The following is a 25,867-nucleotide window of genomic DNA, read 5'->3' as shown; positions in this document are numbered from 1 at the left end:
TGGTAGAGCATCTCCTTTACACGGAGGGGGTCGGCGGTTCGAGCCCGTCATCACCCACCACTCGGGTCGTTAGCTCAGTTGGTAGAGCAGTTGACTTTTAATCAATTGGTCGCAGGTTCGAATCCTGCACGACCCACCAATTTTATTGGTTCCGAGTGATAATTCAGGCAACACCCGAACGGGTCGTTAGCTCAGTTGGTAGAGCAGTTGACTTTTAATCAATTGGTCGCAGGTTCGAATCCTGCACGACCCACCAGCCTGAATAGATTTGAAGTACATCCCGCAAGGGGTCGTTAGCTCAGTTGGTAGAGCAGTTGACTTTTAATCAATTGGTCGCAGGTTCGAATCCTGCACGACCCACCAGTGTTGAAAGGCGCCCTAAAGGCGCCTTTTTGCTATCTGTCGTTCGCCAGTGCCTTGTAGGTCGGGTAAGGCGAAGCCGCCACCCGACAGATGCTACCGGCATCAATTCCCGATGACATTCCCCCTCAAATTCGCTATCTTGTTTAGTATACAAAACACCATTGCCTCATTTTTGTTATCTCATGCAAAACAAAGGCAATATTGTTAAGCCAGTAAAACGAGAAGCCATAATGAGTGTGATGTTTGATCCCGAAACCGCAATCTATCCCTTCCCGCCGAAGCCAGCTCCGCTAAGCCGGGATGAAAAACAGTTCTATCGTGAAAAAATTAAGCGCCTGCTTAAAGAGCGTGATGCGGTGATGGTGGCGCATTACTACACCGACCCGGAAATTCAGCAGCTGGCAGAAGAGACGGGCGGCTGTATCTCAGATTCCCTGGAAATGGCGCGTTTCGGTGCAAAACATCCTGCCTCCACGCTGCTGGTTGCAGGTGTGCGCTTCATGGGCGAAACGGCAAAAATTCTCAGCCCGGAAAAAACCATACTGATGCCGACGCTGAATGCCGAATGCTCCCTTGACCTCGGTTGCCCGATTGATGAGTTCACCGCCTTCTGTGATGCCCACCCTGATCGTACCGTGGTGGTCTATGCCAACACGTCTGCGGCGGTGAAAGCCCGGGCAGACTGGGTAGTGACCTCCAGTATCGCCGTTGAGCTGATTGAGCATCTGGACAGCCTGGGGGAGAAAATCATCTGGGCGCCCGATCGTCACCTGGGAAACTATGTACAAAAACAAACCGGTGCGGATGTGCTGTGCTGGCAGGGCGCCTGTATCGTTCACGACGAGTTTAAGACCCAGGCCCTGACGCGCATGAGAGGGTTATACCCGGACGCCGCGATTCTGGTGCACCCGGAATCCCCGCAGTCCATCGTCGACATGGCGGATGCCGTCGGGTCAACCAGCCAGCTCATTCATGCTGCGAAAACCCTGTCACACAAGCAGCTCATTGTGGCGACCGATCGCGGTATCTTCTACAAGATGCAGCAGGCCGTGCCGGAAAAAACGTTGCTCGAAGCGCCGACCGCCGGAGAAGGGGCGACCTGCCGAAGCTGCGCGCATTGCCCGTGGATGGCGATGAATGGGCTCAAAGCGATTGCGGAGGGGCTGGAAAACGGTGGCGCAGCGCATGAGATCCACGTGGATGCCGCTCTGCGTGAAGGCGCGTTAATTCCACTTAACCGTATGCTGGATTTTGCGGCTACACTACGTACTTAACTTATTACGCCCCGGAGAAAAAATGGATTTTTTTAGCACACAGAACATCCTGGTTCATATCCCGATTGGTGCGGGCGGCTATGACCTGTCGTGGATTGAAGCGGTGGGTACGCTGGCCGGTTTACTCTGTATCTGGCTGGCCAGCCTTGAGAAGATCAGCAACTATGCGTTCGGGCTGATAAACGTCACGCTGTTTGCGATCATCTTCTTCCAGATCCAGCTCTACGCCAGCCTGCTTCTACAGCTGTTCTTCTTCGCAGCCAATATCTATGGCTGGTACGCCTGGTCTCGGCAAAACAGTCAGCAGGAGGCGGAACTGCAAATCCGCTGGCTGCCGTTGCCAAAAGCCATCACCTGGTTCGCGGCCTGCGTGGTAGCTATCGGCTTTATGACCGTCTTTATTGATCCGGTATTTGCCTTCCTGACGCGCGTGGCGGTCTCGGTCATGTCGGGTCTGGGATTAAACGTGACGATGCCTGAGCTTCAGCCGGATGCCTTCCCGTTCTGGGATTCCTGCATGATGGTGTTGTCGATTGCCGCAATGATCCTGATGACCCGTAAATACGTTGAGAACTGGCTGCTGTGGGTGGTCATCAACGTCATTAGCGTGGTGATTTTTGCCCGCCAGGGTGTTTATGCCATGTCGCTGGAGTACATGCTGCTGACGGTCATTGCCCTGAACGGCAGTCGCATGTGGATTAACAGCGCGCGTGAGCGTGGCTCGCGCGCGCTTTCCCGTTAATGGTGATGGGCGTGTGAGTGGCCGGACTGCGCCTCGTTCAGGTGACAGTCTGGCCCGTTACATGGCTGATACTCCATCTGGATGGTGGCGTGCGCAATTTCGTAGTGATGCTCAAGGAAGTGCCGAATACGTTCAAGCAACGCATCGTGATCGTGGGGCGGAATAACCTGAACGTGCAGCGTCATAAGCGGTTTCTCACCCACCAGCCAGACGTGAACGTGGTGAACGTTACGGACTTCAGGAATGGAACGACACAGATTGCGTTTTAGCTCGCCAATATCCAGCGACGTGGGAGCGCCTTCCAGCAGCTCATTGACGCTCTCTTTCAACAGCCGCCAGGCACTGCGTAATACAAGGCACGATACCAGCACGGAAAGAATCGGGTCGATGGGAGTCCAGCCCGTGCCCATAATGATCAGCGCGGCTACGATGGCCCCTACGGAACCCAGCAGATCGCCCAGCACATGAAGCGCCGCGGCCCGTACGTTCAGATTTTTTTCACTGCTGCCGCGGTGCAATATCCAGAACGCCAGAATATTGGCGACCAACCCGGCAATGGCGATAACCATCATTGTCGTCCCGGCTATCGGTTGTGGATGCCGAAAGCGCTGAAAAGCCTCCCAGACGATAAGAAGAGTAATGACCACCAGTGCAATCGCATTCACAAAGGCGGCAAGCGTGGTCAGTCTGAGCCAGCCAAAGGTGTGGCGGGTATTGGGAGGGCGACGGGCAAACTGCACGGCCAGCAGAGCAAACAGGAGCGCGGCAGCGTCGGTCAGCATATGCCCGGCATCGGCCAGCAGCGCCAGCGATCCGGATATCAGCCCGCCTATTACCTCAATTATCATAAAGGTGGCAGTGACGCCAAAAGCCAGCAGAAGCCGTTTGGCATTTTCATCGCCAGTGGAGTGGGAATGGGAGTGGGAGTGCGCCATGGTATCGTTCCTGATTTATTATTATTTTTAGTTTAGCGTTTTTAAGAGCTTAAATAAAAAAGGAGAGCATTCGCTCTCCCTGTTTTACCTTACGGAAGGTTACTGGGTAGTACCGTCCGTTTTGGTATTGGCATCGCTGCCTACTTTGTCATTCGGGTCCGGGCATTTCCCGTCTTTACACACAGAGTTTTTATGAACCTCGTCGGTGGTCATACCCTCATGGTTCATCGTGCCTGTGCTCGTCCCGCCGGTGTTGGTATTGCCCGTGTTGATATTACTGTTATCAACATTGTTTGGCGCAATATTCTGTTTTGCATCCGGCGCAACCTGGCCCGCTTCGGCAGCGGCATTAGCGTCGCCATTGCTGCCGGATGAGCCTGCGTCAGCAGCCAGTACGCTACCGCTTGCCAGAGTAAGGGTTGCCGTCAGGAAAAGCGTAGTCAGTTTCGTCATTTTCATCATGGTGCTCCTGTTCTTATCGTTACGCTGGATAACATTCTCCAACAGTGCATCTTGTTCAGTGGCGAAAGATCCCAGTTTCCTGATTTATGTCAGGATGGAATCGCGTATAAATATTTAAAAACAGTCGTTACAAGTAAAAAGCTTAGGCCAGATCTCATTTTTCGCTATTTTGTTGTGTATTTTAGGCGAATTCCAGGAATTATCTGCGCGAAGTGTAAAATCCCGTTTACACTTCGTGGCCGACAAGTTAGATTGAAAGGATTGCTTTCATTACTAAAGATATGGCAGAGCCGGAAAGAAGATGAATTATCAGAACGACGATTTACGCATTAAAGAGATCAATGAGTTATTACCTCCCGTAGCGCTCCTTGAAAAATTCCCCGCCACCGAAAATGCCGCCAACACGGTGTCTCATGCCCGCAAGGCGATCCACAAGATCCTGAAAGGTAGCGACGATCGTCTTCTGGTGGTCATTGGGCCGTGCTCCATTCACGATCCTGCTGCGGCCAAAGAGTATGCGTCCCGTCTGCTCGCCCTGCGTGAAGAGCTGAAAGGCGAACTGGAAATCGTGATGCGCGTTTATTTCGAAAAACCGCGTACCACCGTGGGCTGGAAAGGGTTGATCAACGATCCGCATATGGACAACAGTTTCCAGATCAACGACGGCCTGCGCATTGCGCGTAAGCTGCTGCTGGAGATCAACGACAGCGGGCTGCCTGCTGCCGGAGAATTCCTCGATATGATCACCCCGCAGTATCTGGCTGACCTGATGAGCTGGGGCGCTATTGGCGCGCGTACGACGGAATCTCAGGTTCACCGTGAGCTGGCGTCTGGCCTGTCATGCCCGGTGGGGTTCAAAAATGGCACTGATGGCACCATTAAAGTCGCTATTGACGCCATTAATGCGGCTGGCGCGCCGCACTGCTTCCTGTCGGTGACCAAGTGGGGCCACTCCGCTATCGTGAATACCAGCGGTAATGGCGATTGCCATATCATACTGCGCGGCGGTAAAGAGCCTAACTACAGTGCTAAACACGTAGCGGAGGTAAAAGCAGGGCTGGAGAAAGCGGGTCTGGCACCGCAGGTGATGATCGATTTCAGCCATGCCAACTCCAGCAAACAGTTTAAAAAGCAGATGGAAGTCGGCGCAGATGTGTGTCAGCAAATCGCCAGCGGTGAACGCGCAGTGATTGGGGTGATGATTGAGAGCCATCTGGTGGAAGGCAACCAGAACCTGGAGGGCAGTGAGCCGCTGGTCTACGGTAAGAGCGTGACGGATGCCTGCATTGGCTGGGACGATACCGATGCGATCCTGCGTCAGTTGGCGGATGCGGTTAAAGCGCGTCGCGGCTAAGTTTGTCCCGGGCAATAAAAAAGCGTGGATTGCTCCACGCTTTTTTTATGTCCGGGGAATATTACTTCGCTTTACCCTGGTTCGCCACGGCCGCCGCTTTTGCAGCGATTTCGTCGGCGTTACCCAGGTAGTAATGTTTAACTGGCTTGAAGTTTTCGTCGAACTCGTACACCAGCGGCACGCCGGTAGGGATATTCAGCTCGAGGATTTCATCTTCACCCATGTTGTCCAGGTATTTCACCAGCGCACGCAGGGAGTTACCGTGAGCAGCGATAATGACGCGCTCGCCGCTTTTCAGGCGTGGCAGAATGGTTTCGTTCCAGTAAGGCACAACGCGGTCGATGGTCAGCGCCAGGCTTTCGGTCTGCGGCAGTTCAGCCTCAGTCAGCTTCGCGTAACGCGGATCGTGGCCCGGGTAGCGCTCGTCATCTTTGCTCAGCTCTGGAGGCGTGACCGCAAAACCACGACGCCACTGCTTAACCTGCTCGTCACCGTATTTTTCTGCGGTTTCCGCTTTGTTCAGACCTTGCAGCGCACCGTAGTGACGCTCGTTCAGTTTCCAGGATTTCTCAACCGGCAGCCAGGCCTGATCCAGCTCGTCCAGAACGTTCCACAGGGTATGGATGGCACGTTTCAGCACAGAGGTGTAAGCAAAGTCAAAGGTGAAGCCTTCTTCTTTCAGCAGTTTACCTGCCGCTTTTGCTTCGCTCACGCCTTTCTCGGACAGATCAACGTCATACCAACCGGTGAAGCGGTTTTCGTTGTTCCACTGGCTTTCGCCGTGGCGCACCAGGACAAGCTTAGTATTAGCCATTTCTTACTCCTCAAGCATTTTGAATGATAACAATTCTCATTATATTGCTGTGACTGTGCCAGCAGCAACGCTTAACCCTAACCATAGCGAAAATAGTTCGAGAGTGTAAGATGCATGTGAATCCAGGGTTATGATTTTGTCTGCGATCGCCGCTATTTTCAGCAAGGCGGAGATAAAAAAGCCCTCGCGATGAGGGCCAGTCTTTTTTGCCGGATGGCGCTTCGCTTATCAGGCCTATATTCGTAGGCCCGTGCGCCGCCGGACATTAAGCGCGCGGAATGAAATGATACTCGGTGACGCTTACGTACTCTTCACCCGGACGTAGCACGCAGTCCGGCTGCGGCCATTCAGGATGGTTAGGCGTGTCCGGAAGGAACTCGCTCTCCAGCGCCAGTCCTTGCCAGGCGCCGTAGGCGTCATGTTCACGCGCCGTGGTACCCTCCAGATAGTTACCGGAGTAGAACTGTAGGGCGGGGGCGGTGGTGTAGACCGTCATCTGTAACTTCTCATCAGCAGACCAGACCTGTGCGGCAGGTTGAGAAAGATCGCCTTTTGCCTGCAACAGGAACGCGTGGTCGTAGCCTTTCACCTTGCGCTGATCGTCATCACTCAGGAAATCCTGAGCAATGGTTTTCGGCTGACGGAAATCAAAGCTATTTCCGCTTACCGGTTTCAGCCCCTGATAAGGGATACCCATCTCATCGACCGGCAGATACTCATCCGCCAGGATCTGGAGTTTGTGGCTGCGGACATCGGTCTGATTACCGTCAAGGTTGAAATAGGCGTGGTTAGTCAGATTGACCGGGCACGGCTTATCGACGGTCGCGCGGTACTCAATGGCGATGCGATTATCTTCGGTCAGGGTGAAGCGCGCGGTTGCGGTGAGATTGCCCGGGAAGCCCTGGTCTCCATCGAGGGAGTCCAGAGAGAACCAGACCTCACCGTCATTTTGCTGCACAATCTTCCAGCGACGTTTATCAAACCCTTCCGGGCCGCCGTGCAGCTGATTTTCGCCCTGGCTGGCAAGCAGGGAATACGTTACGCCGTCCATCGTAAACCGGCTTCTGGCGATGCGGTTAGCGTAGCGGCCTATGGATGCGCCCAGAAAAGCGGTCTGCTCGATATACTGCTCCGGCGATGCGCAGCCAAGCAGGGTTTCGCGCACGCTGCCGTCAGGCATCGGTACGCGGGCAGAAAGTAACGTTGCGCCCCAGTCCATCAGCGTAACCACCATCCCGGCGCTGTTGCGCAGGGTTAACAGGCGATACGGCAGACCATCCGGTGCGAGTGTTGGTGTTTCGTTTAGCACTGTCCGGCTCCTTGTGATGCTTTGCAGACATAGAAAGTTTCTTTGATGCCCGTTTTGGCTTCGTACTGTTTAGCCACCGCGTCCTGAATGGCAGGGACCAGCTCTTCCGGCACCAGGGCGACGACGCACCCGCCGAATCCGCCGCCGGTCATACGCACGCCGCCTTTGTCGCCAATCGTGGCTTTCACAATTTCAACCAGGGTGTCGATTTGCGGCACGGTGATTTCGAAATCGTCACGCATGGAGGCATGCGATTCGGCCATCAGCTCGCCCATCCGTTTCAGGTCACCTTTCGCCAGCGCGGAGGCGGCTTCTACGGTACGGGCATTTTCCGTCAGTATATGACGCACGCGCTTCGTGACAACCGGGTCCAGTTCGTGGGCAACCTTGTTAAATTCATCAAGTGAGACATCACGCAGGGCTGGCTGCTGGAAGAAGCGCGCGCCGGTTTCGCACTGTTCGCGACGGGTGTTGTACTCGCTGCCCACCAGGGTGCGTTTGAAGTTGCTGTTGATGATCACCACAGCCGCACCTTTAGGCAGCGGAACCGCTTTGGTCCCGAGGGAGCGGCAGTCAATCAGCAAAGCGTGTTCTTTCTTGCCCAGCGCGGAAATCAGCTGATCCATAATGCCGCAGTTGCAGCCCACGAACTGGTTTTCCGCTTCCTGACCGTTGAGGGCGATCTGGGCCCCGTCCAGCGGCAGATGATAAAGCTGCTGGAACACGGTGCCGACCGCCACTTCCAGCGATGCGGAAGAGCTTAATCCCGCCCCCTGCGGCACGTTGCCGCTGATCACCAGATCGGCCCCGCCGAAATTCTTGTTACGCTTTTGCAGGTGCTTCACCACGCCGCGAACATAGTTCGACCACTGCTGGCTGTCGTGGGTCACGATCGGCGCATCGAGGGAAAATTCGTCAATTTCGTTGCCGTAATCCGCGGCGATCACTCGCACCTGACGATCGTCGCGTTTCGCGCAGCTGATCACCGTCTGGTAGTCGATGGCACACGGCAGGACAAAACCGTCGTTATAGTCGGTGTGCTCGCCGATCAGATTAACGCGGCCTGGCGCCTGGATAACATGGGTGGCAGGGTAGCCAAATTTTTCAGCAAACAGGGATTGTGTTTTATCTTTCAGACTCATTTTTAGACTCCTGATTCGCGGTAATGGACGTCGCTAACGGCACGCAGACGTTCTGCCGCCTGTTCCGCCGTCAGGTCGCGCTGGGTTTCCGCCAGCATTTCATAGCCCACCATGAATTTACGTACCGTCGCAGAGCGCAGCAGCGGCGGGTAGAAGTGTGCATGTAACTGCCAGTGTTGATTCTCTTCGCCGTTAAACGGCGCGCCGTGCCAGCCCATGGAGTAGGGGAAGGAGCACTGGAAGAGGTTGTCGTAGCGGCTGGTCAGTTTTTTCAGCGCCAGCGCCAGGTCGTCACGCTGGGCGTCGCTGAGTTCGGTAATGCGCTGAACATGGGCTTTCGGCAGCAGCAGCGTCTCAAACGGCCACGCCGCCCAGTAAGGGACCACCGCAAGCCAGTGCTCGGTTTCCACTACGGTACGGCTGCCATCTGCCAGCTCACGCTGGGTGTAATCCACCAGCATCGGCGAACCGTTCTGGGCGAAATACGCTTTTTGCAGTCGGTCCTCACGCTCGGCTTCATTCGGCAGGAAGCTGTTCGCCCAGATCTGACCGTGCGGATGCGGGTTGGAGCAGCCCATCGCCGCGCCTTTGTTTTCGAACACCTGCACCCAGGGATAGCTCTGCCCCAGCTCTGCGGTTTGCGCCTGCCAGGTGCTGACCACCTCTTTCAGCGCCTCCACGCTCAGCTCCGGCAGCGTTTTGCTGTGATCGGGCGAGAAGCAGATCACGCGGCTGGTGCCGCGGGCGCTTTCGCAGCGCATCAGCGGGTCATGGCTTTCCGGCGCGTCCGGCGTATCGGTCATCAGCGCGGCAAAGTCGTTAGTAAACACGAAGGTGCCTTGGTAGTCCGGGTTTTTATCGCCCGTCACGCGCGTATTGCCCGGGCAGAGGAAACAGTCCGGATCATGCTGCGGCAGCGTCTGTTTAGCCGGCGTCTCTTGCGCCCCCTGCCAGGGGCGCTTGGCGCGATGCGGTGAAACTAATATCCATTGCCCGCTGAGCGGGTTAAAACGACGATGCGGGTGATCGACGGGATTGAATTGCGTCATGACAAATCCTTAATCTGGATAGCCTTGCGGATGGCGCGACTGCCAGTGCCAGGTATCCTGTGCCATTTCATCAAGCGTGCGGGTGACACGCCAGTTAAGCTCTTTATCCGCTTTGGTGGCATCGGCCCAGTAAGCCGGGAGGTCGCCATCCCGGCGGGGAGCGAAGTGATACTTCACCGGCTTGCCGCAGGCTTTACTGAAGGCATTCACCACGTCCAGCACGCTGCTGCCGATCCCGGCGCCGAGGTTGTAAATATGCACGCCCGGTTTATCCGCCAGCTGCTGCATCGCCGCCACGTGGCCGTCGGCCAGATCCATGACGTGAATGTAATCGCGCACGCCGGTGCCATCTTCGGTGGGATAATCGTTACCAAAAATCGCCAGGGAATCGCGGCGCCCTACGGCAACCTGCGCGATATACGGCATCAGGTTATTAGGAATGCCCTGCGGATCTTCGCCCATATCCCCTGACGGATGCGCGCCAACCGGGTTGAAGTAGCGCAGCAATGCGATGCTCCATTCAGGCTGGGCTTTTTGCAGGTCGGTCAGGATCTGCTCTACCATCAGCTTGCTTTTGCCATACGGGCTTTGCGGCGTACCGGTCGGGAAGCTTTCAACGTAAGGAATTTTTGGCTGATCGCCGTAGACGGTCGCGGAGGAGCTGAAGATAAAGTTTTTAACGTTGGCCGCACGCATGGCGGAGATCAGACGCAGGGTACCGTTGACGTTGTTGTCATAGTACTCAAGCGGTTTTGCCACCGATTCGCCAACCGCTTTCAGGCCAGCGAAGTGGATAACGGTTTCAATCGCGTGATCGTGAAGGATTTCAGTCATCAACGCTTCATTGCGGATGTCGCCTTCCACGAAAGTCGGCTGTTTGCCCGAAAGACGTTCAATGACCGGCAGCACGCTGCGCTTACTGTTGCACAGGTTATCAAGAATGACGACATCGTGGCCGCTTTGCAGCAGTTGCACACAGGTATGACTTCCTATGTAACCGCTACCACCTGTTACCAGAACTCGCATATTTCGCTCCATTAGGCTTATGGTATGAATTAACCATAGCATATCAGAGACGCGAAAAGTGTGACATGGGATAAAATAGTGGTATCGTTTACACTGGTTTTCACACGCGCTTTTTCTCAGACTGAGAGCATTGTAGATCAAAGAGATAGAGATGTATTGTTGCAGGTTGTCTGAAAAGCGGAGGGCAGCGCCCTCCACGCGTTAATCGATTTTGCTCAGCAGGTAGCGGTATTGCTCGCGGTCAGGGACAAATTCCAGCCGATGGGTGATGCAGGACGGGGCATCTTCAGCATGGTGGGACACAAACAGCAGCTGGGTTTCACCTTCGCTAATCAGGACATCCACAAAGCGGCGGATCAGCTGACGGTTGAGCGGATCCAGCCCCTGCAACGGTTCGTCAAGAATCAGCAGCGTAGGATGCTTGACCAGCGCGCGGACGATCAATGCCAGCCGCTGCTGCCCCCACGACAGGCTGTGGAATGGCGCATCGGCGACCCGGTTATCCATACCCAGAATATCCAGCCACTGCTGCGCCAGCTTGTGCTGCTTGTCGGATACCGCCTGATAAATACCAATGGAGTCGAAGAAGCCAGAGAGGATCACATTTCGCACCGTGGTGCTCACCCGGTAGTCCAGGTGCAGGCTGCTGCTGACATAGCCGATGTGCTTTTTGATATCCCAGATGGTTTCCCCGCTGCCGCGGCGACGTCCGAACAGGGTGAGATCGTTGCTGTATCCCTGCGGGTGATCCCCGGTGATCAGGCTCAGCAGCGTGGATTTACCCGCTCCGTTGGGGCCGACGATCTGCCAGTGCTCACCAGGATTAACCGTCCAGCTGAGGTGATTAAGAATAGGGCGATCGTCGTAAGCAACCACCCCATCGCGCAGCACAATGCGCGGCTGGTCAGGGTCCAGCCCGTGGCGTGCTGAGGGCGCATCCGGCTCCGGCAGGGCAATACCGTCCAGTTTCTCGCTGTGCGCCAGCTGCGCAATCAGCGCCTGCCGAAGCAGTACGGCTTTCTCGCCGGTTTCGGTCAGGCTACAGTCCGCCAGCACGCCCGCATAATGTACGAAATCCGGGATCTCATCAAAGCGGTTAAGAACCAGCACAAGCGTGTATCCCTGCTGGTTAAGCGACGCCAGCAACGCTGCCAGCTGCGCGCGGGACTGCACATCCAGTCCGTCAAACGGTTCATCCAGGATCAGGAGTTCCGGCTCGCTCATCAGCGCCTGACACAGCAGCGTTTTGCGCGTTTCACCGGTTGAAAGGTATTTAAAGCGGCGATTAAGCAGGGCGGTAATGCCAAATTGCTCCGCCAGCTGCTGACAGCGGGCAGGATCTTTTATCTCATCCTGGATAATTTCCGCCGTCGTGCGGCCGGTATCTTCTTCGCCGGGGCTGAGCAAATCGGTATTGTTACGCTGCCACTCATCGCTGACCAGCTTTTGCAGCTGTTCGAAGGAAAGGCGCGTCAGCCGGGTAAAGGTGCACCGACGTTCACCCTTCAGTTGGGTTAATTCGCCTGCCAGAGCGCGGGCCAGCGCGGATTTTCCGCTGCCATTCGTGCCCACAAACGCCCAGCTTTCTCCGGCGCGAAGGGTTAACTCTGGCAGCGATAAGGTACGGGTATCACTAAGACGAAACGTGCCTTGCGAAATATGCAATGATGACATGTGTTATCCCATTTTTTGCAGCAACAGATGTCAGGGATACTCAGTGTAAGCAGGGTTGTCAATGCGCTTAGCACAATGTGGCGATAATTACCCTGTCTGCATTGAAATATGCGGTCACCACAGCACCTTCGTCTAATTCGGTCGCGTCGTTCACCGGAACGGTGGCGCAGAGCAACTGTCCATCCGGCAGGGTCATCAGCACTTCACATTGTTCTGCGCCGCGCTCGATGTGGCTGATACGCCCGCGTAGCTGGTTGTCGGCCTCTGCGGCCTGCTCAGGGTTGAGTGCGATGCTGATCCAGGGCGCTTTGAGTAATACCAGCACCTCCTGTCCTTCGTTCAGCCCAAGGCGTTGACCACTTTGCGCGGTGATGGCGGCTTTCAGGCGCGTCGTACCGTCCGCGAGCAGGATCTCTATATGCTCCTGCACCTGCGAATGATCGCGCCCCGTCACCGTACCAAACCACTGGTTGCGGGCGCTGGTCTGCAAAGAGAAACGGGAGATGGCGCCCAGCAGGCTGTCCAGCGGCAGGTTGTCGTCATCGCTCAGCACATCAAATGCTTTTTGCTGGATCTGCGCCAGTAAATCGTAGAGCTGGATCAGACGTTGCCCGTAACGCGTCAACACGGCGCCGCCGCCGCCTTTCCCGCCGGTGGCGCGCTCAACCAGCGTGTGTTCGCTCAGGGTGTTCATGTCGTTAATCGCATCCCAGGCGCTTTTATAGCTGATGCCGGCGTTTTTGGCTCCCTGGCTAATCGAGCCAGTTTGTTCTATTTGTTTTAACAGGGCGATGCGTCGCGGATCGGCGAAAAGCTTCTGCTGAAGTCGTAGGGTGAGGAGAATTTCGGCCTGCATAACAGTGTCCCGGTAAAAAGGCTATTGTGACCCAAATGCCCGGGGGCGGAAAGCGCACCGCACAAAAGGGGATGTTTTTCTTACTTTTCAGGGTAGAATAAGCCGTTCACAAGATCTGGAGAAAACCATGTTAGAGTTGTTGAAAAGTCTGGTATTCGCGGTAATCATGGTGCCAGTAGTGATGGCTATCATCCTCGGTGCCATCTACGGCCTGGGTGAAGTGTTCAACGTCTTTTCGAACATTGGTCATCGTCGTGACCAGCCTAAAAAGCAGCAATGATTTCCTCCAAAACGCCCGGCCAGCCCGGGCGTTTTGCTCTCAAGTTTATTCCTTTCCCGCCGATATCTTTTACAACGTTCCTTGAGTTTACGCATTAATGGGTACGATTTAGCGCTAGGAACGCCTGCGATATGTCGTTATATTTATTTGTATATAACGACACGCACAGGAGCTTCAAATGGCACGTTCATGGGTACGCCTTTTCGCAGGGGCAACGCTGACTCTCTCACTCACCGCCCACGCACTGGCGGATGAAGGAAAAATCACGGTCTTTGCGGCGGCGTCGCTGACTAACGCGATGCAGGATATTGCTGCGGTATACAAAAAAGAGAAAAACGTCGAGGTGGTCTCGTCGTTTGCCTCCTCGTCCACGCTGGCCCGCCAGATTGAAGCGGGGGCACCCGCGGATCTGTTCATCTCTGCCGATCAGAAATGGATGGATTACGCGGTGGAGAAAAAATCTGTTGATACGGCTACCCGCGAAACGCTGCTGGGAAATAGCCTGGTGGTGGTCGCGCCCACAAACAGCAAGCAGGACGACATCGCCATCAACAAACAGACGGACTGGACCCGTCTGCTCAACGGTGGCCGTCTGGCGGTAGGCGATCCGGAGCATGTTCCTGCCGGGATTTATGCGAAAGAAGCGCTACAAAAACTGGGTGCATGGGAGACCTTATCGCCGAAGCTGGCTCCCGCAGAAGATGTGCGTGGCGCGCTGGCGCTGGTGGAGCGTAACGAAGCGCCACTCGGGATCGTTTACGGCTCCGATGCCGTCGCCAGTAAAGGTGTGAAGGTGGTGGGCACCTTCCCGGAAGACTCGCATAAGAAAGTAGAATATCCTGTTGCGATAGTTGATGGACATAAAAATGCGACCGTGACGGCCTTTGTTGACTACCTGAAGGGGCCGGAAGCGTCCGCGATCTTTAAACGTTACGGATTTACGACTCACGAATGATATTGACCGAACCTGAATGGCAGGCCGTGCTGCTGAGCCTGAAAGTCTCTTCCCTGGCGGTTGCGCTGAGTTTGCCCTTTGGGGTGTTCTTTGCCTGGTTACTGGTTCGCGTGAAGTTTCCAGGCAAAGCCCTGCTCGACAGTGTTCTCCATCTTCCGCTTGTCTTACCGCCTGTGGTGGTCGGATATCTGCTGCTGATCTCCATGGGGCGACGCGGTTTTATCGGCGAATGGCTGTACGACTGGTTCGGACTGACCTTTGCTTTCAGCTGGCGCGGCGCGGTTCTGGCCGCGGCGGTGATGTCCTTCCCGCTGATGGTGCGCGCTATCCGCCTGTCGCTGGAAGGGGTGGATATCCGGTTAGAGCAGGCCGCCCGCACGCTGGGCGCAGGCCGCTGGCGGGTATTCCTGACCATTACGCTTCCGCTCACGTTACCGGGCATTATCGTCGGTACGGTATTAGCCTTCGCCCGCTCGTTGGGTGAGTTTGGCGCGACCATCACCTTTGTGTCGAACATTCCCGGCGAGACGCGGACCATCCCGTCGGCCATGTATACCCTGATTCAGACCCCGGGCGGCGAAGGTGCGGCGGCCCGGCTGTGTATTATTTCGATTGTGCTCGCTCTGGTCTCGCTGCTGGTATCTGAGTGGCTGGCGCGCCTCAGCCGTGAACGGATGGGGAAATCGTGATGCTGGAACTCAACTTTACGCAAACCCTGGGCAGCCACACCCTGACGCTGAACGAAACGCTGCCTGCCAGCGGTATCACCGCCATTTTTGGCGTGTCCGGGGCGGGGAAAACGTCGCTGATTAATGCGATTAGCGGCCTGACGCGTCCCCAGTCTGGCCGTATTGTGCTAAATAACCGCGTCTTAAATGACGCGGAGAAGAAGGTCTGCCTGTCACCGGACAAACGCCGTATCGGCTATGTGTTTCAGGATGCGCGCCTGTTTCCGCACTACAGCGTTCGCGGGAACCTGCGTTACGGCATGGCAAAAAACATGGCCGGACAGTTCGATAAGCTAGTGGCGCTGCTGGGCATCGAACCGCTGCTGGATCGTCTGCCGTCGTCGCTGTCGGGTGGTGAAAAACAGCGCGTGGCGATTGGCCGCGCCCTGTTAACCGCGCCGGAACTGTTACTGCTGGATGAGCCGCTGGCCTCGCTGGATATTCCGCGCAAGCGCGAGCTGCTGCCGTATCTGCAACGTCTGGCGCGGGAAATCAATGTGCCAATGCTCTACGTCAGCCATTCGCTGGATGAGATTTTACATCTGGCCGACAAAGTGCTGGTGCTGGAAGCGGGCAGGGTGAAGGCATTCGGCAATCTGGAGGAGGTGTGGGGCAGCAGTGTTATGCATCCATGGCTGCCAAAGGAGCAGCAGAGCAGCATTCTGAAGGTGAGCGTGCTGGAGCACCATCCGCACTACGCGATGACCGCGCTGGCGCTGGGCGATCAGCATTTGTGGGTGAATAAAATCGATACGCCGATTCAGTCCACGTTACGGATCCGCATTCAGGCGTCGGATGTCTCCCTGGTCCTGCAACCGCCGCTGCAAACCAGTATCCGCAATATTTTGCGCGCAAAAGTGGCGCAGTGTTTTGATGATAACGGCCAGGTGGAAGTGCAGCTGGAAGTAGGCAACAGAACGCTGTGGGCGCGCATCAGCCCGTGGGCCAGGGATGAGCTGGGCATCAAGCCTGGCCTGTGGCTTTACGCGCAAATCAAGAGCGTTTCCATAACCGCCTGATTACAGCAGGTGGGTATAAATATATTGCGCGATGCTGTCGGTGGTGTTATCGCCAATCACCACGTCAGCGCGCGCTTTCACCGCGTCATCGGCATTACCCATCGCCACGCCCGTTCCGGACGCTTCCAGCATGCTGATGTCGTTATAGTTATCGCCGAAGGCAATTACGTCCTGCATTGATCCGCCCTGCGATTCGACGAACTGGGTCAGACGTTTTCCTTTGCTGTTGCCTTTGCGGGCGATATCCACCTGATCGTGCCAGGACCATTCACATTCCAGACCCAGCGTATGCTCGACATGTTTTGCGAAAGTATTCAGTTTGGCGGTGTCTTCATCGGTCAGGGCAAATTTCCAGATTGCGTCGACGTCTTCCGCCGCCTGGCGCAGGGAGGAAACCTGAGTGAACACCGGACGCTGCGCTTCCGGCAGAGACAGAGCCCAGTTGCTGGTGCGGATCACATGGCCGGTAGGGCGTTCATACACCATGGCGTTGTCCACATACATCAGGCCGTGAATGGCATGCTCATCCAGTAAATCAATCAATTGCAGCGCCTGCGTAACGGGAAGCGGATCGGAGGCTAAAACCTTTTTTGCCTGATAATCATACAAATAGGTGCCATTACAACAAATTGCAGGTGTATCTAAGCCCAGTGCCTGATAAAAAGGATGAATGGCTACGTGATGTCGACCCGTTACGATGAGAAGTTGATACCCCGCTTCCTGGGCTCGTTTGAGGGCCTCAAGAGAAGAGGGGAGCAGGGTTTTCTGAGGGGTAAGCAGTGTTCCGTCTAAATCCAGGGCAATCACTCGCGAGGTCATTTTTTCTTCCGGGTTAATGTTGAATTTAAGGTCTGTCGGGATGGTACACCGAGAGCGGAACCCTGCAAAATCCCGGACTACAATTCAGCATTCACCGTTAAAAATAATCAGGAGTATTCATGAAACAAACCGTTTATACCGCCAGTCCTGAAAGTCAGCAGATCCATGTCTGGCGTTTGAATACAGAAGGTTCGCTTACGCTGGTTCAGGTTGTTGATGTGCCAGGCCAGGTGCAGCCGATGGTCGTCAGCCCGGATAAACGTTTTCTTTATGTCGGCGTACGCCCGGAATTCCGCGTACTGGCATACCGTATCTCCCCGGATGACGGCGCGCTGACCTATACCGCAGAAGCCCCGCTGCCGGGCAGCCCGACCCATATTTCCACTGACCATAAAGGCAACTTTATCTTCAGCGGCTCCTACAATGCAGGCTGCGTGAGCGTCACCCGCCTGGAAGACGGTATTCCCGTTGAAACCGTCGACGTGGTAGAAGGGCTAGAAGGTTGCCACTCCGCCAACATTTCGCCGGATAACCGCACGCTGTGGGTGCCAGCGCTTAAGCAGGACCGCATCTGCCTGTTCACCCTGAGCGATGACGGCCATCTGGTCGCGCAGAGCCCGGCGGAAGTCACCACCGTGGAAGGCGCAGGCCCGCGCCACATGGTCTTCCACCCGAATCAGCAGTATGCCTATGTCGTTAACGAGCTGAACAGCTCGGTAGACGTGTGGGAACTGAATGATCCTAACGGGCAGATCGAGTGCGTACAGACGCTGGACATGATGCCATCTGATTTCTCCGACATACGCTGGGCGGCAGACATTCACATTACGCCGGATGGCCGTCACCTGTATGCCTGTGACCGTACCTCCAGTCTGATCACCATCTTCAGCGTCTCTGAAGACGGCAGCGTTCTGGCAGTTGAAGGCTTCCAGCCGACAGAAACCCAGCCGCGCGGCTTTAATGTCGATCACAGCGGCAAATACCTGATTGCGGCGGGGCAGAAATCCCACCACATTGCGCTCTATGAAATCCGGGGCGTGCAGGGTCTACTGGAAGAGAAAGGACGCTATGCGGTCGGACAAGGGCCGATGTGGGTTGTGATTAACGCTCATTGATCCGTAGACGAAAAAAACCTCGCAAATGCGAGGTTTTTTTATGCGCGGTTAATGCATGAGGTAGGCCGGGTAAGGCGCAGCCGCCACCCGGCAGCAGGCATTTTACTGCTTCGGCTCAGCAACCACTTTGCTACCCAGACCGCGGTTGTTGTATTCCCACATGCGGTTAAAGTTAGCGTCGTTCAGGTTACGCTGCACGTTGTCTTTATCATCCACCGTGCCGGTGTTGCCGGAGAAAGGACGTTTCGAGATCGCCGCATCCGCCCACGGTTTCGCCATGTTAAAGCCTTCGTTAATCACGCTGTCGCGGATCACGACCTGGCCGTTAGTGGCGGAGTCCACGTCCAGAGAGCGACCAAGCTGCGCCACGCCATCGCCAGCAGCAGTAAAGCGGCTATTCACGGCCAGGAAGCCATAGAACAGGTTAGACTGCGTGGCCGGGGCAAAGACGTAACCTTCCTGCTGCGTACGTGAATTCACCACGCGGAAGTCGGTGTTATCAAATACCACCGCGCCGCGGCCAGAGACCATATCCACGTCGCCTTCAATGTAGCTGTTGGTGACCAGAGTACGCGTCAGACGGTTGTTCTGAAGGGTATTCTGCACGCCGCTGTTGGTCACGAAGAAGGTGTTCTGGCGGCCCAGGATATTGACGTTGTTAATCTGTACCTTGTCGCCATCGCTACGCAGCGCCACGGCCTGATGATTACCTGCGTCAACGCTGTCGCCCAGGGTGTTCTGAATGGTCAGGTTCTGCAATTGCAGGCCATTGTTCTGTGACCAGAATACCGCCGAACACATCACGCCAATGGTGGCGGCACGCTTGCGCTGGCAGTTATCAAACATATACCACGCCGGTTTACCTGGCATGTATTTACCGGCCGGGTTCACCAGATGGCGCCAGGTGGTGCTGTCGATCTCTGAATCAATCGCCAGGCCAATTTTTACGTCGACCGCTTTTTCGCCCAGGCCGTAAAGCGTAATGCTTCCCGGTGCCGCCGGAACATAAACGGTTCCTTCGTATTCACCCGGCAGGATGGCAATGTACTGACGAGATGCGCTGTGTTTGGTGATTGCGGCATCAACGGCTGCCTGAATAGAGGTGTGTGTAACGCCCTCTGCCCCGGCCGGGCCGACAACGAAGTCTGGCTGTTTCGGCAGGTTAATAGAAGAAGGCGTCCACGGGGCTGCATTGGGATCCATCGCCGAGAAATAGTGCGCACGGGTGAAGTTCTTCGCTTCAGCCGCTGACAGGATCGGACGGGAAGCGGTGCCCGGAGCAACCTGCTCAGAAGGTTGCTGATCCGGTGGTGTTGAACTGCAAGCGGATAAAGTCACGCCAAAGGCGAGTGCCAACGCCAGACGGGAAATCCTGGAAATATTCAAGGTAATGCTCCTGGGTATGCAAGTCTTATCTGGATAGACGAAATAGCCTGCTTTTTTATACTAAGTTGAGCGAAACGGGAAGATAAAAACCGGAAAAGTTGCATTTTTGCCCGCAGGCGACGGGAAAGTCATCACAAATAAATAACATTTTCCCCCAATGCGGTTGACAGCAGGCGGCAGATGAAAATAAATGTCTATACAACCCATGACAAGTGGAAGGCACATGCAGCAGCTTCATCCCGATGATGTGATATGGCGAAATGCGCGACTGGCAACCCTGGCGACATGTGAGGCGGAGCCCTACGGCCTGAGAGAACAACATGCCCTCGTTGTGCGCGGCCAGACGATTCTGGCCATTATTCCTGAATCCGAGATCCCCTCCGGGCATCGTCAGTGTGTCGATCTCGACGGGCGTCTGGTTACCCCCGGCCTGATCGATTGCCACACCCATCTGGTGTTCGGCGGCGATCGCGCAGCGGAATGGGAGCAACGGCTTAACGGCGTGTCATATCAGACCATTAGCGCGCAGGGCGGCGGAATTAACGCCACGGTCACGGCCACCCGCAACAGTTCGCCGGAAACGCTCCTGACGGTGGCGCAGCAGCGACTCCAGCGGCTGATGAATGAAGGCGTAACGACCGTTGAAATCAAATCGGGATACGGACTGAATGCCGAAGCCGAAGAGAAAATGCTGCTGGTTGCCCGCCAGCTCAGCCTGAATAATCTGGTCGATATCAGCCCGACGCTGCTGGCCGCGCACGCCGTTCCTGCCGAGTACCGACAGGATCCGGATGCCTATCTGGCGCTGGTCTGTGAGCAGATCATGCCCACGCTGTGGCAAAAAGAGTTATTTGAAGCGGTGGACGTGTTTTGTGAAAACGTCGGCTTTACCCCGGCGCAAACCGAGCGCCTGTTCCGGGCCGCCGCCGCGCTCGGGATCCCGGTAAAAGGGCATGTAGAACAACTGTCGAATCTCGGCGGCGCGGCGCTGGTCAGCCAGTATAAAGGGCTGTCGGCCGATCATATTGAGTATCTCGATGATTCAGGTATTCAGGCGATGGCGCAAAGCGGCACGGTGGCGGTATTGCTCCCCGGCGCGTTCTATTTTCTTCAGGAGCGCCAGCGTCCACCGGTGGCGCAGTTGAGAGAGCAGGGCGTGCCGATGGCGGTGGCTACCGACTACAATCCGGGCACCAGCCCGTTTGCCAGCCTGCATCTGGCAATGAACATGGCCTGCGTCCAGTTTGGCCTCACGCCGGAAGAGGCCTGGGCTGGCGTGACGCGGCATGCGGCGCAGGCGCTAGGACGTGGTGCGACGCACGGGCAGTTAAAGCCAGGTTATGTGGCTGATTTCGTCGTCTGGGAGGCGAATCATCCGGTTGAGATGGTTTACGAGCCGGGGCGGAATCCTATGTATCAACGCGTGTTTCGGGGGCAGGTAGCATGAAACTGTGGCATCCCGTCTCTCCGCAGGTCTGGCAGGGTCGTGACGACAGCGCCGAGTCCAGCACCGCGAAACGTCTCTTCCAGACCATACAGCAGCGCGAACACTTTTCTCCCGCGCCGTCAGGCATCGCCCTGCTGGGCTTTGAATGTGATGAAGGGGTTAAGCGTAACCAGGGCAGGCCCGGTGCTGCACAGGCGCCCGATGTGTTGCGTGGCGCGCTGGCGAATATGGCGAGCCATCAGGGGCATGCGCGCCTCGTGGATATGGGCGCTATTTATGTTGAAGGCCACGCGCTGGAGGCGGCACAGCAGGCGCTGAGCGAGGCCATAACCGCGTGCCAGCAATCCGGGATGCGTACTCTGGTTTTCGGTGGTGGACATGAAACCGCCTGGGCGCACGGGCGCGGCGTGCTGGACGCCTTTCCGAACGATCGCCTTGCGGTGATCAACCTGGATGCGCACCTCGATTTACGCAAGGCCGAACGGGCAACGTCCGGCACGCCGTTCCGCCAGCTGGCGCACTACTGCGCGTCTCAGTCGCGGGTGTTTCACTACGCCTGCCTGGGGGTAAGCCGTGCGGCGAATACTCAGGCGCTGTGGGAGGAAGCTGAGCGGTTGAACGTGACGCTGGTTGAAGATCTCGATTTTCGCCGGGATGCGCTATCCGTGCTGGATAACGTGCTTGCGCAGGCAGACCGGGTTTATCTCACCGTTGACCTTGATGTGCTGCCTGCCGCAGAAATGCCCGCCGTGTCCGCCCCTGCGGCGTTGGGGATCCCGGCGCTGGATCTGTTCCCGGTGATTGAGCGTATCTGCCGAAGCGGTAAACTACAGGCGGCGGATCTGGTGGAATTTAATCCGCACTACGATCGGGACGGTCAGGGCGCTAAGCTCGCCGCCCGATTGGCCTGGCAAATTGCTCACTGGTGGGCATAACAACATTCAAGGAGTCATGATGTTTTCACGCTCGCCCCTGCCGCAGCCGAGCCCTCCCGCGCCTTTTTACGAAAAGGTGAAGCAGGCGATCAGCGAAAAAATCGCCGCCGGCGTCTGGCGCCCGCACGACCGCATTCCGTCCGAGGCCGAGCTGGTGGCGCAGTTTGGCTTTAGCCGAATGACCATCAACCGCGCACTGCGTGAACTGACCGATGAAGGGTTGCTGGTGCGTTTGCAGGGTGTCGGAACCTTTGTCGCCGAGCCAAAAGGACAGTCGGCGCTGTTTGAAATCCGCAGCATTGCCGATGAAATTGCCGCCCGCAACCATCAGCACCACTGCGAGGTGCTGGTGCTTGAAGAGACGCAGGCCAGCGCCGAACAGGCCATCGAGCTGAACGTTACCGAGGGCACCCGGATTTTCCATTCGGTGATGGTGCATTATGAGAACGACATTCCGGTCCAGATTGAAGACCGCTGCGTCAACGCGGAGCGGATACCGGACTACCTGAGCCAGGATTACACCCAAACCACACCGCATGCGTATCTCTCGCTCGTCGCCCCGCTGACGGAAGGGGAGCATATCGTGGAAGCCGTGCGCGCCACGCCGCAGGAGTGCGAGCTGTTGCGTATTAAAGAGCACGATCCCTGTCTGCTGATCCGCCGTCGTACCTGGTCGTCCTCGCAAATTGTATCGCATGCGAAGCTGCTATTCCCGGGGAATCGCTACCGGTTGCAGGGCCACTTTATGTCATAAGTTTTATAAGCGTGATCGCTAACGCAATATAGCAAAATTGTATCTTTTTTGTTAAATCCGACCTTGTGTGTGCTTGTCTATACAAGTATATCTAAATGCATCACCTGTCCCTTATGAGGAACACACAATGTCGTCAGATAAATACCGCAAGCAGGATGTCCGCGCCGCGCGCGGCACCACGCTCACCGCAAAAAGCTGGCTCACCGAAGCACCGCTGCGCATGTTGATGAACAACCTTGATCCTGAGGTAGCAGAAAATCCCCACGAGCTGGTGGTCTACGGCGGCATTGGCCGCGCCGCGCGCAACTGGGCGTGCTATGACGCGATTGTCGAGTCTTTGACGAATCTCGAAAACGACGAAACGCTGCTGGTGCAATCCGGCAAACCGGTTGGCGTATTCAAAACCCATAAAAATGCGCCCCGCGTGCTGATTGCCAACTCCAACCTGGTGCCGCACTGGGCGACGTGGGAACACTTCAACGAGCTGGACGCAAAAGGGCTGGCCATGTACGGCCAGATGACCGCGGGTAGCTGGATCTACATCGGCAGCCAGGGGATTGTGCAGGGCACGTATGAAACCTTCGTGGAAGCGGGCCGTCAGCACTATAACGGATCACTGAAAGGCCGCTGGGTGCTCACCGCCGGACTGGGCGGCATGGGCGGCGCGCAGCCGCTGGCCGCGACGCTGGCGGGCGCGTGCTCCCTGAACATTGAGTGCCAGCAGAGCCGCATCGATTTCCGTCTGCGTACCCGCTATGTTGATGAACAGGCCGACAACCTCGATGACGCGCTGGCGCGCATCAAAAAGTACACCGCTGAAGGCAAAGCCGTGTCGGTTGCCCTGTGCGGCAACGCGGCGGATATTCTGCCGGAACTGGTGGCGCGCGGCGTGCGTCCGGATCTGGTCACCGACCAGACCAGCGCTCACGATCCGCTTCACGGCTATCTGCCAAAAGGCTGGACGTGGGAAGACTACCAGCAAAAAGCGGAAACCGATCCTGAGGGCACGGTACTGGCGGCTAAACGCGCCATGGCGGAACACGTCTCCGCGATGCTGGCCTTCAGTAAGATGGGGATTCCGACCTTTGATTACGGGAATAACATCCGCCAGATGGCGAAAGAGATGGGGCTGAATAACGCCTTTGACTTCCCCGGCTTCGTGCCCGCCTATATCCGTCCTCTGTTCTGCCGCGGCATTGGGCCGTTCCGCTGGGTTGCCCTGTCCGGCGATCCGGAGGATATCTACAAAACCGACGCCAGAGTGAAAGAGATTGTCGCCGACGACGAACACCTGCATCGCTGGCTGGATATGGCGCGCGAGCGCATTAACTTCCAGGGCCTGCCGGCGCGTATCTGCTGGGTCGGGCTGGAGTGGCGGCAAAAACTCGGCCTCGCCTTTAACGAAATGGTGCGCAGCGGCGAAGTCTCCGCGCCGATCGTCATTGGCCGCGACCACCTGGACTCCGGCTCTGTCGCCAGTCCGAACCGTGAAACCGAAGCCATGCGCGACGGCTCGGATGCGGTCTCCGACTGGCCGCTGCTGAATGCCCTGCTGAACACCGCCAGCGGCGCGACCTGGGTGTCGCTGCACCACGGCGGCGGCGTCGGGATGGGCTTCTCCCAGCACTCCGGGATGGTCATCGTCTGTGACGGAACTGATGAAGCGGCCGCTCGTATCGCTCGCGTGCTGCACAACGACCCGGCAACCGGCGTGATGCGTCACGCGGATGCGGGTTACGAGATTGCCATTGATTGTGCCAAAGAGCAGGGCCTGAACCTGCCGATGATCCCCGCCACACAAGGAAAGCCTGCATGAACGCGTTAACACTTACTCCCGGCTCGCTGACGCTCAAACAGCTGCGTCACGTCTGGCGTCAGCCGGTGACACTCTCCCTTGATGAAAGCGCCCACCGTGCCATTAACGACAGCGTGGCCTGCGTGGAGGCGATTGTGGCGGAGGGGCGCACCGCCTACGGCATCAACACCGGGTTTGGCCTGCTGGCGCAGACCCGCATCGCCACGCACGATCTGGAGAATTTACAGCGTTCGCTGGTGCTGTCGCACGCGGCGGGGGTTGGCCAGCCGCTGGACGATGAGATCGTCCGCCTGATGATGGTGTTGAAAATCAACAGCCTGGCGCGTGGGTTTTCCGGCATTCGTCTGAGCGTGATCCAGGCGCTGATGGCGCTGGTCAATGCGGAAGTTTATCCGTGGATTCCGGCGAAGGGCTCCGTCGGCGCCTCCGGCGATCTGGCGCCGCTGGCGCATATGTCGCTGCTCCTGCTGGGTGAAGGCCAGGCGCGCTGGCAAGGGGAGTGGCTGCCTGCGAAAGAGGCGCTGAAAAAAGCTGGCTTAACGCCGATCACCCTCGCGGCAAAAGAGGGGCTGGCGCTGCTCAACGGCACGCAGGCGTCGACCGCGTTCGCGCTGCGCGGTCTGTTTGAAGCGGAAGATCTGTTCGCCTCGGCGGTGGTGTGCGGTGCACTGACCACTGAGGCGGTGCTCGGCTCGCGTCGTCCGTTCGATGCCCGCATCCACGAGGTGCGCGGCCAGCGCGGGCAGATTGATGCCGCTGCCATGTACCGCCACGTACTTACCGATACCAGCGACATTGCCGATTCGCATCACAACTGTGAGAAGGTGCAGGATCCGTATTCCCTGCGCTGCCAGCCGCAGGTGATGGGCGCATGCCTGACGCAGCTGCGCCAGGCGGCAGAAGTGCTGCTGGTCGAAGCCAATGCGGTGTCCGATAACCCACTGGTATTTGCTCAGGAAAACGAGGTGGTTTCTGGCGGTAACTTCCACGCCGAGCCGGTGGCGATGGCCGCAGATAATATCGCCCTGGCGATTGCCGAAATCGGGGCGCTGTCTGAGCGTCGAATCGCGCTGATGATGGATAAGCACATGTCCCAGCTGCCGCCATTCCTGGTGCGCAACGGCGGCGTGAACTCGGGCTTCATGATAGCCCAGGTCACCGCCGCGGCACTGGCAAGCGAGAACAAAGCCCTGTCGCATCCGCACAGCGTGGACAGCCTGCCAACCTCAGCCAACCAGGAAGATCACGTTTCGATGGCCCCGGCTGCCGGGCGTCGTCTGTGGGAGATGGCCTCTAACACCCGCGGCGTGCTGGCGGTGGAGTGGCTGGCGGCGTGTCAGGGTATTGATTTGCGCGAAGGGCTAAAATCCAGCCCGCTGCTGGAGCAGGCGCGCCAGGAACTGCGCGAGCACGTTACGCACTACGATGACGACCGCTTCTTTGCGCCGGATATTGATAAGGCGATGCAGCTTCTGGAGGAAGGACGGCTGGTGGGGCTGTTACCTTCGGTGCTGTGATTTTTACCCTCACCCTAACCCTCTCCCACAGGGAGAGGGAATTGTTAGGTTTTCTCCCTCTCCCTGTGGGAGAGGGCCGGGGTGAGGGCATCAGCC

24 protein-coding genes and 3 tRNA genes are annotated in these 25,867 nt (G+C 56.9%); 16 read left to right on the top strand and 11 right to left on the bottom strand.

Annotation, left to right across the window (positions count from 1 at the left end; genetic code table 11):
- Window positions 1-63 precede the first annotated feature (63 nt).
- From ACOTYH_RS03800 to pnuC, 5 genes are all read left to right on the top strand, one after another.
- A tRNA-Lys gene (locus ACOTYH_RS03800) sits at window positions 64-139 on the top strand.
- A 41-nt stretch (window positions 140-180) separates the two neighbouring features.
- A tRNA-Lys gene (locus tag ACOTYH_RS03795) sits at window positions 181-256 on the top strand.
- A gap of 31 nt (window positions 257-287) precedes the next feature.
- Window positions 288-363 (top strand) — tRNA-Lys (locus ACOTYH_RS03790).
- Window positions 364-593: 230 nt separating this feature from the next.
- The gene (nadA, locus tag ACOTYH_RS03785; RefSeq protein ID WP_017384960.1) at window positions 594-1,637 is read left to right on the top strand and encodes a quinolinate synthase NadA; all 1,044 of its coding nucleotides are present in this window, start codon (window positions 594-596) and stop codon (window positions 1,635-1,637) included.
- A 22-nt stretch (window positions 1,638-1,659) separates the two neighbouring features.
- On the top strand, window positions 1,660-2,379 hold the full coding sequence (gene pnuC / locus ACOTYH_RS03780; protein WP_017694131.1) for a nicotinamide riboside transporter PnuC: 720 nt from the start codon (window positions 1,660-1,662) through the stop codon (window positions 2,377-2,379).
- On the opposite strand, the gene zitB is transcribed toward pnuC, so the two are convergent.
- Window positions 2,376-3,314 (bottom strand): CDF family zinc transporter ZitB, encoded by a 939-nt coding sequence (gene zitB / locus ACOTYH_RS03775; RefSeq protein ID WP_017384958.1) that lies wholly within the window; start codon window positions 3,312-3,314, stop codon window positions 2,376-2,378. The two genes, pnuC and zitB, sit on opposite strands and share 4 nt — an antisense overlap.
- A 99-nt stretch (window positions 3,315-3,413) precedes the next feature.
- Entirely contained in the window at window positions 3,414-3,773 is a 360-nt protein-coding gene (locus ACOTYH_RS03770) for a protein YbgS (RefSeq protein WP_017384957.1), read from the bottom strand.
- 304 nt (window positions 3,774-4,077) lie between these two features.
- Here ACOTYH_RS03770 and aroG point away from each other — a divergent pair, with 304 nt between their 5' ends.
- Window positions 4,078-5,130 (top strand): 3-deoxy-7-phosphoheptulonate synthase AroG, encoded by a 1,053-nt coding sequence (gene aroG, locus ACOTYH_RS03765; RefSeq protein ID WP_003858564.1) that lies wholly within the window; start codon window positions 4,078-4,080, stop codon window positions 5,128-5,130.
- A 61-nt stretch (window positions 5,131-5,191) separates the two neighbouring features.
- Here aroG and gpmA read toward each other — a convergent pair whose 3' ends face one another.
- From gpmA to modE, 7 genes are all read right to left on the bottom strand, one after another.
- Complete coding sequence (gene gpmA / locus ACOTYH_RS03760; RefSeq protein ID WP_006809557.1) at window positions 5,192-5,944, bottom strand: 2,3-diphosphoglycerate-dependent phosphoglycerate mutase; 753 nt, start codon at window positions 5,942-5,944, stop codon at window positions 5,192-5,194.
- A gap of 265 nt (window positions 5,945-6,209) precedes the next feature.
- Window positions 6,210-7,253 (bottom strand): galactose-1-epimerase, encoded by a 1,044-nt coding sequence (galM, locus tag ACOTYH_RS03755; protein WP_033486389.1) that lies wholly within the window; start codon window positions 7,251-7,253, stop codon window positions 6,210-6,212.
- Window positions 7,247-8,395 carry a galactokinase gene (gene galK / locus ACOTYH_RS03750; protein ID WP_045328177.1) on the bottom strand — a complete coding sequence of 383 codons (1,149 nt, stop codon included), beginning with the start codon at window positions 8,393-8,395 and terminating at the stop codon, window positions 7,247-7,249. The genes galM and galK overlap by 7 nt, the downstream gene beginning before the upstream one ends.
- Window positions 8,396-8,397: 2 nt before the next feature.
- A complete protein-coding gene (gene galT, locus ACOTYH_RS03745; RefSeq protein WP_017384954.1) occupies window positions 8,398-9,444 on the bottom strand; it encodes a galactose-1-phosphate uridylyltransferase in 1,047 nt (348 codons plus the stop codon).
- 9 nt (window positions 9,445-9,453) lie between these two features.
- The gene (gene galE / locus ACOTYH_RS03740) at window positions 9,454-10,470 is read right to left on the bottom strand and encodes a UDP-glucose 4-epimerase GalE (RefSeq protein WP_003858554.1); all 1,017 of its coding nucleotides are present in this window, start codon (window positions 10,468-10,470) and stop codon (window positions 9,454-9,456) included.
- Window positions 10,471-10,671: 201 nt separating this feature from the next.
- Window positions 10,672-12,144: a molybdate ABC transporter ATP-binding protein ModF gene (gene modF / locus ACOTYH_RS03735; RefSeq protein ID WP_017694125.1), complete on the bottom strand. Its 1,473-nt coding sequence runs from the start codon at window positions 12,142-12,144 to the stop codon at window positions 10,672-10,674.
- A 67-nt stretch (window positions 12,145-12,211) separates the two neighbouring features.
- On the bottom strand, window positions 12,212-13,000 hold the full coding sequence (modE, locus tag ACOTYH_RS03730; protein ID WP_015571099.1) for a molybdenum-dependent transcriptional regulator: 789 nt from the start codon (window positions 12,998-13,000) through the stop codon (window positions 12,212-12,214).
- Window positions 13,001-13,127: 127 nt separating this feature from the next.
- Between modE and ACOTYH_RS03725 the strand changes: the two genes are divergently transcribed.
- From ACOTYH_RS03725 to modC, 4 genes are all read left to right on the top strand, one after another.
- Entirely contained in the window at window positions 13,128-13,280 is a 153-nt protein-coding gene (locus ACOTYH_RS03725) for an AcrZ family multidrug efflux pump-associated protein (RefSeq protein WP_003858549.1), read from the top strand.
- Between the two features lie 178 nt (window positions 13,281-13,458).
- On the top strand, window positions 13,459-14,235 hold the full coding sequence (modA, locus tag ACOTYH_RS03720; protein ID WP_017384951.1) for a molybdate ABC transporter substrate-binding protein: 777 nt from the start codon (window positions 13,459-13,461) through the stop codon (window positions 14,233-14,235).
- Complete coding sequence (modB, locus tag ACOTYH_RS03715; RefSeq protein ID WP_045906624.1) at window positions 14,232-14,924, top strand: molybdate ABC transporter permease subunit; 693 nt, start codon at window positions 14,232-14,234, stop codon at window positions 14,922-14,924. The genes modA and modB overlap by 4 nt, the downstream gene beginning before the upstream one ends.
- Window positions 14,924-15,982, top strand: coding sequence for a molybdenum ABC transporter ATP-binding protein ModC (modC, locus tag ACOTYH_RS03710; RefSeq protein ID WP_017694124.1), 1,059 nt, complete (start codon window positions 14,924-14,926; stop codon window positions 15,980-15,982). The genes modB and modC overlap by 1 nt, the downstream gene beginning before the upstream one ends.
- On the opposite strand, the gene ACOTYH_RS03705 is transcribed toward modC, so the two are convergent.
- The gene (locus ACOTYH_RS03705; RefSeq protein ID WP_017384949.1) at window positions 15,983-16,801 is read right to left on the bottom strand and encodes a pyridoxal phosphatase; all 819 of its coding nucleotides are present in this window, start codon (window positions 16,799-16,801) and stop codon (window positions 15,983-15,985) included.
- A 119-nt stretch (window positions 16,802-16,920) separates the two neighbouring features.
- Here ACOTYH_RS03705 and pgl point away from each other — a divergent pair, with 119 nt between their 5' ends.
- On the top strand, window positions 16,921-17,916 hold the full coding sequence (gene pgl / locus ACOTYH_RS03700) for a 6-phosphogluconolactonase (RefSeq protein ID WP_033486383.1): 996 nt from the start codon (window positions 16,921-16,923) through the stop codon (window positions 17,914-17,916).
- 102 nt (window positions 17,917-18,018) lie between these two features.
- Here pgl and ACOTYH_RS03695 read toward each other — a convergent pair whose 3' ends face one another.
- A complete protein-coding gene (locus ACOTYH_RS03695) occupies window positions 18,019-19,302 on the bottom strand; it encodes a putative acyl-CoA thioester hydrolase (RefSeq protein ID WP_017384948.1) in 1,284 nt (427 codons plus the stop codon).
- Between the two features lie 223 nt (window positions 19,303-19,525).
- On the opposite strand from ACOTYH_RS03695, the gene hutI reads away from it, so the two are divergent.
- From hutI to hutH, 5 genes are all read left to right on the top strand, one after another.
- Window positions 19,526-20,749, top strand: coding sequence for an imidazolonepropionase (gene hutI, locus ACOTYH_RS03690; protein ID WP_033486381.1), 1,224 nt, complete (start codon window positions 19,526-19,528; stop codon window positions 20,747-20,749).
- Complete coding sequence (gene hutG / locus ACOTYH_RS03685; RefSeq protein ID WP_058700483.1) at window positions 20,746-21,684, top strand: formimidoylglutamase; 939 nt, start codon at window positions 20,746-20,748, stop codon at window positions 21,682-21,684. The genes hutI and hutG overlap by 4 nt, the downstream gene beginning before the upstream one ends.
- 19 nt (window positions 21,685-21,703) lie before the next feature.
- Entirely contained in the window at window positions 21,704-22,438 is a 735-nt protein-coding gene (locus tag ACOTYH_RS03680; protein ID WP_017384945.1) for a histidine utilization repressor, read from the top strand.
- Between the two features lie 127 nt (window positions 22,439-22,565).
- Entirely contained in the window at window positions 22,566-24,254 is a 1,689-nt protein-coding gene (hutU, locus tag ACOTYH_RS03675; RefSeq protein WP_086524347.1) for a urocanate hydratase, read from the top strand.
- Complete coding sequence (hutH, locus tag ACOTYH_RS03670; RefSeq protein WP_015571090.1) at window positions 24,251-25,771, top strand: histidine ammonia-lyase; 1,521 nt, start codon at window positions 24,251-24,253, stop codon at window positions 25,769-25,771. Before hutU ends, hutH begins: the two co-directional genes overlap by 4 nt.
- The last annotated feature ends 96 nt before the right edge of the window (window positions 25,772-25,867 follow it).

It is taken from the genome of Enterobacter cloacae complex sp. SHL001 (assembly GCF_049236825.1).
GTDB lineage: Bacteria > Pseudomonadota > Gammaproteobacteria > Enterobacterales > Enterobacteriaceae > Enterobacter > Enterobacter hormaechei_C.
This window is presented reverse-complemented; position numbering and strand designations above follow the sequence as displayed.

Coding starts and splice junctions, on each gene's coding strand:
- nadA (WP_017384960.1), top strand. CDS start 594: ATGAGTGTGATGTTTGATCCCGAAACCGCAATCTATCCCTTCCCGCCG.
- pnuC (WP_017694131.1), top strand. CDS start 1,660: ATGGATTTTTTTAGCACACAGAACATCCTGGTTCATATCCCGATTGGT.
- zitB (WP_017384958.1), bottom strand. CDS start 3,314: ATGGCGCACTCCCACTCCCATTCCCACTCCACTGGCGATGAAAATGCC.
- ACOTYH_RS03770 (WP_017384957.1), bottom strand. CDS start 3,773: ATGAAAATGACGAAACTGACTACGCTTTTCCTGACGGCAACCCTTACT.
- aroG (WP_003858564.1), top strand. CDS start 4,078: ATGAATTATCAGAACGACGATTTACGCATTAAAGAGATCAATGAGTTA.
- gpmA (WP_006809557.1), bottom strand. CDS start 5,944: ATGGCTAATACTAAGCTTGTCCTGGTGCGCCACGGCGAAAGCCAGTGG.
- galK (WP_045328177.1), bottom strand. CDS start 8,395: ATGAGTCTGAAAGATAAAACACAATCCCTGTTTGCTGAAAAATTTGGC.
- galT (WP_017384954.1), bottom strand. CDS start 9,444: ATGACGCAATTCAATCCCGTCGATCACCCGCATCGTCGTTTTAACCCG.
- galE (WP_003858554.1), bottom strand. CDS start 10,470: ATGCGAGTTCTGGTAACAGGTGGTAGCGGTTACATAGGAAGTCATACC.
- modF (WP_017694125.1), bottom strand. CDS start 12,144: ATGTCATCATTGCATATTTCGCAAGGCACGTTTCGTCTTAGTGATACC.
- modE (WP_015571099.1), bottom strand. CDS start 13,000: ATGCAGGCCGAAATTCTCCTCACCCTACGACTTCAGCAGAAGCTTTTC.
- ACOTYH_RS03725 (WP_003858549.1), top strand. CDS start 13,128: ATGTTAGAGTTGTTGAAAAGTCTGGTATTCGCGGTAATCATGGTGCCA.
- modA (WP_017384951.1), top strand. CDS start 13,459: ATGGCACGTTCATGGGTACGCCTTTTCGCAGGGGCAACGCTGACTCTC.
- modB (WP_045906624.1), top strand. CDS start 14,232: ATGATATTGACCGAACCTGAATGGCAGGCCGTGCTGCTGAGCCTGAAA.
- modC (WP_017694124.1), top strand. CDS start 14,924: ATGCTGGAACTCAACTTTACGCAAACCCTGGGCAGCCACACCCTGACG.
- ACOTYH_RS03705 (WP_017384949.1), bottom strand. CDS start 16,801: ATGACCTCGCGAGTGATTGCCCTGGATTTAGACGGAACACTGCTTACC.
- pgl (WP_033486383.1), top strand. CDS start 16,921: ATGAAACAAACCGTTTATACCGCCAGTCCTGAAAGTCAGCAGATCCAT.
- hutI (WP_033486381.1), top strand. CDS start 19,526: ATGCAGCAGCTTCATCCCGATGATGTGATATGGCGAAATGCGCGACTG.
- hutG (WP_058700483.1), top strand. CDS start 20,746: ATGAAACTGTGGCATCCCGTCTCTCCGCAGGTCTGGCAGGGTCGTGAC.
- ACOTYH_RS03680 (WP_017384945.1), top strand. CDS start 21,704: ATGTTTTCACGCTCGCCCCTGCCGCAGCCGAGCCCTCCCGCGCCTTTT.
- hutU (WP_086524347.1), top strand. CDS start 22,566: ATGTCGTCAGATAAATACCGCAAGCAGGATGTCCGCGCCGCGCGCGGC.
- hutH (WP_015571090.1), top strand. CDS start 24,251: ATGAACGCGTTAACACTTACTCCCGGCTCGCTGACGCTCAAACAGCTG.